At 60.2% G+C, this 6793-nt stretch carries 8 protein-coding genes and 1 pseudogene; 2 read left to right on the top strand and 7 right to left on the bottom strand.

Translation table 11 applies throughout. From position 1 onward, the window contains the following. A pseudogene (locus ACR0AO_RS17975) lies at positions 1-149 on the top strand (electron transfer flavoprotein subunit alpha/FixB family protein); the annotation flags it as partial. 63 nt (positions 150-212) lie between these two features. Here ACR0AO_RS17975 and ACR0AO_RS17970 read toward each other — a convergent pair. Beyond that, complete coding sequence (locus ACR0AO_RS17970) at positions 213-1040, bottom strand: DUF6473 family protein (protein WP_480606453.1); 828 nt, start codon at positions 1038-1040, stop codon at positions 213-215. A gap of 164 nt (positions 1041-1204) precedes the next feature. Between ACR0AO_RS17970 and ACR0AO_RS17965 the strand changes: the two genes are divergently transcribed. Continuing rightward, entirely contained in the window at positions 1205-2080 is an 876-nt protein-coding gene (locus tag ACR0AO_RS17965; RefSeq protein ID WP_480606451.1) for a 3-hydroxybutyryl-CoA dehydrogenase, read from the top strand. Positions 2081-2090: 10 nt separating this feature from the next. On the opposite strand, the gene ACR0AO_RS17960 is transcribed toward ACR0AO_RS17965, so the two are convergent. Genes ACR0AO_RS17960 through ACR0AO_RS17935 form a run of 6 tightly spaced genes read right to left on the bottom strand, consistent with a single transcriptional unit; the run spans position 2091 to position 6760 of the window. Then, positions 2091-2984 carry a lysophospholipid acyltransferase family protein gene (locus tag ACR0AO_RS17960; RefSeq protein WP_480606448.1) on the bottom strand — a complete coding sequence of 298 codons (894 nt, stop codon included), beginning with the start codon at positions 2982-2984 and terminating at the stop codon, positions 2091-2093. 42 nt (positions 2985-3026) lie between these two features. Then, on the bottom strand, positions 3027-3296 hold the full coding sequence (locus ACR0AO_RS17955; protein ID WP_480606445.1) for an HPr family phosphocarrier protein: 270 nt from the start codon (positions 3294-3296) through the stop codon (positions 3027-3029). 16 nt (positions 3297-3312) lie between these two features. After that, a complete protein-coding gene (locus tag ACR0AO_RS17950) occupies positions 3313-3705 on the bottom strand; it encodes a PTS sugar transporter subunit IIA (RefSeq protein ID WP_480606442.1) in 393 nt (130 codons plus the stop codon). Next, the gene (rapZ, locus tag ACR0AO_RS17945) at positions 3702-4583 is read right to left on the bottom strand and encodes an RNase adapter RapZ (protein ID WP_480606439.1); all 882 of its coding nucleotides are present in this window, start codon (positions 4581-4583) and stop codon (positions 3702-3704) included. Before rapZ ends, ACR0AO_RS17950 begins: the two co-directional genes overlap by 4 nt. Beyond that, on the bottom strand, positions 4580-5050 hold the full coding sequence (locus tag ACR0AO_RS17940; RefSeq protein WP_480606435.1) for an HPr kinase/phosphorylase: 471 nt from the start codon (positions 5048-5050) through the stop codon (positions 4580-4582). Before ACR0AO_RS17940 ends, rapZ begins: the two co-directional genes overlap by 4 nt. A 3-nt stretch (positions 5051-5053) precedes the next feature. Further along, positions 5054-6760: an ATP-binding protein gene (locus ACR0AO_RS17935; RefSeq protein ID WP_480606432.1), complete on the bottom strand. Its 1707-nt coding sequence runs from the start codon at positions 6758-6760 to the stop codon at positions 5054-5056. Positions 6761-6793: the final 33 nt, after the last annotated feature.

Below are 6793 nucleotides of genomic sequence, written 5' to 3'. Positions count from 1 at the left end.
CGATCCAGCACCTGGCGGGCATGAAGGACTCCAAGGTCATCGTTGCGATCAACAAGGACGAAGAAGCGCCGATCTTCCAGGTCGCCGATTTTGGCCTGGTCGCCGACCTGTTCGACGCTGTGCCTGAGCTAACCGGGAAAGTCGGCTGATTACCGGACAAGATTTTTCGACGAAAAATCTCAACAGGCCCGCCGCAACCCGGCGGGCCTTTTTCATTGCAGATCCCTGACGGCCCGGAACAGCCTGTCGGCGATTGCCTGATGGGTCGCCGGACCGATCAGATGCTCGGCCATGGGTTGTTGCAAGGTCCCGAACAGAACGTCGGCCAGATCCTCGGACTCGCCGCAGGCCCGCACCGGCACACAGATCACACTGGCGCAGAGCGTCGCCAACCGATCCACCATGTCCCGGGTCACCAGATAAGGCTCCGGCCCGGGCGGACCGCCATGTTCTTCGGCCAGCGGCTCGTGATAGCGCAACCAGAGCAAAATGACCGGCGTCTCGATCCCGATCAGAAAGGCCTGCATCCGTGCGACCCAGCCCTCCCGCAGTTCCTGTTTAACCAATTCGAACCTCGCATCATCCATCCCCTGCAAAGTGCACAGCAGATGCCGGGTGAAATGGATCTCGGTAAAATCCACCTCCGGATACAGCGTCCGCAGCGCTTCCATTGGCTCGAGGAAGCGGTCATTGCGACGCGGATGCACGCGATATAGATGGTTGGGCAGGTTCTGAACGCCAGGCAATTGGACCACGCAGAATTCCGCCGCATTGACCCGCGACCGCACGAACCGGCTGGCCGCCAGCGCTTCGAACCCGCAACTGGCGCTGCCTAGGTTGACGCAGGGCTGACCCAGCCGTTTTTCCAACAAGGCGGGATACGGTTCTTGCACAAAACGGCCAAATGTCTCGGCCCCGCCGATGCAGATCGCGCAATTCGCGCCGAACTCACGCGGCGGCCCGCGAAATACCGGCCCCTCCGGCTCATACCGGCAAATCGGATCTTCGGGGGCGCTCACACCCATTCTGTCAAAGCTCATGGCCATCACCCAAGTTTATTCACCCGACCGACACCTTGGCGCCACAGACCTTGCAAAACTTTTAATGCGCGCATTTGAAGCAAAACCTGCCATTCGCCACCTCTTGCCGCCGCCCCCACCCTACCGGTAATGTCCCGGTAACCCGCGAGAAAGGCACCACAGAGATGGACATCAAAACGGTCGGAGTGATTGGCGCAGGCCAGATGGGAAACGGCATCGCGCATGTCATGGCGCTTGCCGAGTATGAGGTGTTGCTGACCGATGTCAGCCAGCAGGCTCTGGATCAGGCCCTCGGAACCATCGAGACGAACATGGCCCGACAGGCATCGCGCGGCAAAATCACCGACGCCAACATGCAGGCGGCGATGAACCGAATCCAAACGACGCTGAACCTGCCCGATCTGGGGAATACCGATCTGGTGATCGAGGCCGCAACCGAGCGCGAAGCGATCAAGCAGGCGATCTTCGAAGACTTGCAACCGCATCTTCTGCCCCACACGATTCTGACTTCGAACACCTCGTCGATCTCGATTACCCGGCTGGCCAGCCGTACCGACCGGCCAGAACGGTTCATGGGTTTCCATTTCATGAACCCGGTACCAGTGATGCAACTGGTCGAACTGATTCGGGGCATCGCCACCGACGAGGAAACCTTCAAGGCCTGCAAAACCGTTGTGGACAAGCTGGGCAAGACCGCCGCCAGCGCCGAGGATTTCCCCGCATTCATCGTCAACCGCATCCTGATGCCGATGATCAACGAGGCGGTCTATACGCTGTACGAAGGCGTGGGCAGCGTCCAATCCATCGACCAATCGATGAAGCTGGGCGCAAACCATCCGATGGGGCCGCTGGAACTGGCCGATTTCATCGGGCTGGACACTTGCCTTGCGATCATGAACGTGCTGCACGAGGGGCTGGCGGACACCAAATACCGGCCTTGTCCCTTGCTCACGAAATATGTCGAGGCCGGATGGCTCGGTCGCAAGACCGAACGCGGGTTTTACGATTATCGCGGGGAGGTTCCGGTTCCGACTCGATAGTCGAAACCGATCAACCGCCTTTCACCAGCGCCATTGTGTGATCCCGCAACCAGGCCATGAAACCGCGCGGGTCTTTGTCCAGCCGGGCCATATCCTTCTCCGAAACCGGATGACCGATAACCGGCGCCTGCGGCTTTTTGCAGGACCGTACGATTTCGTGCAGCAACAGCCCTTGTCGCAGGATTGGCGATACCTGGCAGGCGATCTGATAGGCGCGCGAGTTACGCCCCGGGAAATAGATCGGCACGACACGCGCCTTCGAACGGCGGATCATCTGTGCGGTAAAGACATTCCATTCCCGTTCGATCGCCGGGCCGAACCAACTGTCCGACGACATCACCACACCCGACGGGAACAGCGCCACAACGCCGCCGGCCTTGAGATGGGACATCGCCTTGGCGCGCATCTCGATCATCTTGGATTGCGCTTCGGGATCGTGCGGGAATGGCACCGGGATCATGAACGAGGTCGCCGCCTCGTCCAGCCCTGTCAGGACCGACCGGGTCAGAATGCGATAATCCTGCCGGACCCGTCCGATCAGCTCGGCAAGTATCATTCCATCGACCATGCCATGCGGGTGATTGGCGACGACGACGACCGGCCCATTTTTCGGGATGCGCGCCATCTGTTCGTCCGGGGTCAGCAGGTCAATGCCCATAACCTCCAGAGCACCGCCCCAGAACTTTTGCCCGCGATACAGCTCGTTCTTCTTTTCGAACTTGCTGACCATTCGCAGAATCGTCAACTTACCTGTGAACCATTCGATGGTGCGGATGGCGGTCGACGTCCAGAAATCGTCAAAGGAATTGGCATAGGTCAGGGTTCTACGGTCGTAGACTTCACCCTGTTCTCCGGTCCCATCAACCACAGGGTCAACTTTGCCATTGTGCGCGGTTTCCGCCAAGTCTTGGTCTTCCCGTTCTTCACGTCGAAAAGGACAGCGCGCCTAGTATCCTTCGCCGAACTTGTCGTTCACCAGAGATTCCAACGCTTCCGCCAACGCCTCAGCATCCGGGCCGGACGTCTCGACGTCAATAGTTGTTCCACGCGACGCTGCCAACATCAAAAGGCCCATAATGCTGTCGCCTGAGGCGGAAAGTCCCTCTCTGGACACCTCTGCCGTCGCGTCAAACCCTTCGACAACCTCGACCAGCTTTGCCGAGGCGCGGGCGTGCAGGCCCTTTTCATTGACTATTTTCAAACTTCGCATCGTCATTTCAATCTGTCCAGATTCAATCAAGGGTCACATTCTTCGCGTTTATATACTTTCTGCCCGCCTCCATGGACTGCCGGACAGCATCCGCCACCGGCAAATGGCGGCTTTTGGCAAGTTTGATCAGCATCGGCAGGTTTGCACCATACAGGATACGCCGGTCATGCGGGGCACAGGCCCGAAGGCTCAGATTCGAAGGGCTGCCTCCGAACAGGTCCGTTACGACCACGACACCGTCGCCCGTGTCCACCTCGTCGGCTGCGGCGCAGATCTCACACTGTTTTTCTTCACGGTCATGATCCGCCTCGATCGAAACCGCCGCCAAGCCTGGTTGCCTGCCCACGACATGCTGCATCGCGGCCAGATATTCCTTGGCCAACCCCCCGTGTGCTACGATTACGATCCCGATCAACCCGGTTTTACCTTCGATGCGCGGCGTTCCATTTCGCGATGCCTTATTGACACCTGCTGACCCTTTTCTGCAAGGGCCTTTGCGATCGCTTCCGCTAGGGCGACCGAACGATGCTGCCCGCCGGTGCAGCCGAAAGCAACCGACAGATGCGCCTTGCCCTCGGCCCGATAGGCCGGAAGCAGCATCCAGAGCAGGTCGAACACGCGGTCGAAGAACGGTGCAAAGTTCGGGTCGGTCGCAACATAAGCGGCAACGTCGGGGCTGCGCCCGTCCGCTGCCCTCAGTTCAGGTTTCCAATAGGGATTGGCCAGAAACCGGCAATCGAACACCATATCCAACCCGCGCGGCAGGCCGCGTTTATAGGAGAATGATTCGATGGAAACCGCCAGATGCCGCCCACCTTCGGGGGCGAACCACCGCTCGACCTCTTCGCGCAGTTGATGGATATTCAGGTTGCTCGTGTCGATCAGCGTGTCGGCAATCTCGCGGATGGGTTGCAGCGCCTCCATCTCTTGCAGGATGCCCGCCTCGGGGCTGGCTCCGGGCGCAAGCGGGTGGCGGCGGCGCGTCTCGGAAAACCGGCGCAGCAGAACCTCTTCGCTGCAATCCAGATAAAGCGTTGTCAGATCGATGCTTTCCATCCGACCAAGCCGGGCCACCAGTTCCAGAAATCCGATGGTCGAGAAATCGCGGTTTCGCGCATCAATCCCCAGCGCCATCGGGCGCGGCTGTTCGCCCCCGTCCAGAAGCCGCATCAGCAACCCCATGGGCAGGTTGTCGATGGCCTCGAACCCAAGATCTTCCAACACATGAATAGCCGTTGATCGGCCCGCACCGGACGGCCCGGTGATCAATACGATACGTTTCTGCGGGTTCATTTGTTGGGCCACTCCGGATCGACTCGACCCGCTTTCAGGAATTGCATCAACGATGGTGCGAAATGTGGGGCCTTGACGACGCGAAGCAATGGCACAGATTGCCTCAGCACCCGGATCCTTCGTTGTTCAGGGAAACGGACCTCTTCGACCCGGTCCAAATCGACCACACAGGTCAATGGAACCGGCCCCACCGCCTCGCATCGGATCAGACCGACACCGCGCGATTCGATCAGGCCCGCAATTGCGGCAGGGGATTGCATCAGAGCCAGGTCGTTTTCCATCCACAGTTCGACCCGATCGTCGGCGACCAGTTTCGCACCGTACCCGATGAGCATCAGCGCCAGCGACGATTTACCGGCCCCTGAGGCCCCGACGATCAGCACCCCCTTGCCGTCGATTGCCACGCAACTGGCGTGGATCGTTGCATTCCGGCGATCGGCCACGCGGGTCAGCGCCTCGGTACTCATATCCTAGATCGGCAGCGCCACGACAAATCGTGCGCCCAGCGGGTCCGAGGTGACATCAGCATCGGTGGGGCGGATGTTCTCGGCCCAGATGACGCCGCCATGGGCTTCGACGATCTGTTTCGATATGGCCAGACCCAGCCCTGAATTGTTGCCGAAATGCTCTTCGGGACGTTCGGAGTAGAAGCGTTTGAAAACCTTCGCCAGCGCCTGATCGGGTATCCCCGGCCCGGTATCCTCGACCACGATCAGCACCCGGCCATCGCGCCGCCGTGCCCAGACGCGGATGGCGTCACCTTCGCCGCAGAAGGAAATCGCGTTGGTGATCAGGTTGACGAACACCTGCGCCAACCGGGCCTCCAGCCCTTTGATGGTGACAGGCCCGGCGGGCATGTCGGTGATGTAGTCGATGCCCTTGGAACGTGCGTCCTCACCCAGAAACTGACCCAAATTTCCAAGCATGGCCAAAACGTCGAATGGTTGTTCCTCTTCTTTGACGAGTTCCGCATCCAGCCGCGATGCGTTCGAAATGTCACTGACCAGACGATCCAGACGGCGCACATCGTGCTCGATGATTTCCAACAGTTTTTCGCGCTGCTCATCTTTTTTGACCACACGCAGAGTTCCGACCGCCGATTGCAGGCTGGCCAACGGGTTCTTGATTTCATGCGCGACATCCGCCGCGAATTGCTCATTGCCCTCGATCCGGTTGTAAAGCGCCGCCACCATGCCGCGCAGCGCCCGGCTCAGCCGGCCAATTTCATCCGGCCGCGCGCTCAGATCCGGGATTCGGATGCGACCGGGATTGATACGCTGATTGTGGTGGTCGTTGCCCATCTCTGCCGCCTCGGCCAAATCGGCCAACGGGTTGGCGATGGTCGAGGCCAGCACCAGGCTGAGGCCCACCGAGACCAGCAGCGCCACGACGAACATCTGCAGGACGCGCTCCTGCTCCTGTCGGGCCAGCGCGTCGATCTCACCCGCTGGACCCGCCATCGCCAGAACCGCGATGGTCTGCCCCCCGCGCTGGATCGGGGTAGTGGCCACGATGACTGTCCCCCCCCGTGCATCGGTCAGCGCCCGAACCTGCGAACCGGTTTCAACCGTTGCGGGCACCATCGCGCCAACCTGATCGGCCAGATCAGGGGAAGGCTTTGACCGGTTGCCGTTCAGGATCGACGACATCCCGTTCCAGACGGCATTCAGGCCGTCGCTGATGATGGTTGGACCGGTGTCCGAACGGCTGCTCAGGACAGTCGCGGGCAATTGAGTCGCCCCACGTACCCATCCCGCCAGATCGCCAATCGGGTCGAACACGAAAACCTCGACCCCATTGCGAAGGCTGAGCCCTGCCAGGGTGGCTTCAACATCGAGCTCTTCGCTACCAGTCACCTCGGTCGGGTTGCTGACGATTCTCGCTTCGAAAACGTCCCCTGCCAGTTCCGCTTCGCTGATCAGCGCACTGGCGCGCTGCAGTACCTGATCTTTGCGGGTATCGTCCAACCAAAGCAGACCCGCGACCAGTATGATCAGGGCGATCAGGTTGAACGTAATGATCTTGCGCGCAAGGGTCGAACTATGCAGCGCCAGCAGACGCCGCCGGGGCCGGACAAAACGCATATCCGGAGATTCGGGGTCAAGCGGGATAACCCAATCGTCCCCCAGAACCACATCACCGTCGCGTGGCCCGTTCGCTGATCCTGTGTCGCGCACGAGAATCCCTTCGCCTTCCCCCCAAAAAGGGCG

The sequence above is a fragment of the Ruegeria sp. AF8 genome (assembly GCF_056541825.1).
This window is presented reverse-complemented; position numbering and strand designations above follow the sequence as displayed.

Bases quoted from the DNA above. Each gene is read 5' to 3' on its own strand.
- ACR0AO_RS17970 (WP_480606453.1), bottom strand. From the start codon at position 1,040: ATGAGCTTTGACAGAATGGGTGTGAGCGCCCCCGAAGATCCGATTTGC.
- ACR0AO_RS17965 (WP_480606451.1), top strand. From the start codon at position 1,205: ATGGACATCAAAACGGTCGGAGTGATTGGCGCAGGCCAGATGGGAAAC.
- ACR0AO_RS17955 (WP_480606445.1), bottom strand. From the start codon at position 3,296: ATGACGATGCGAAGTTTGAAAATAGTCAATGAAAAGGGCCTGCACGCC.
- rapZ (WP_480606439.1), bottom strand. From the start codon at position 4,583: ATGAACCCGCAGAAACGTATCGTATTGATCACCGGGCCGTCCGGTGCG.
- ACR0AO_RS17940 (WP_480606435.1), bottom strand. From the start codon at position 5,050: ATGAGTACCGAGGCGCTGACCCGCGTGGCCGATCGCCGGAATGCAACG.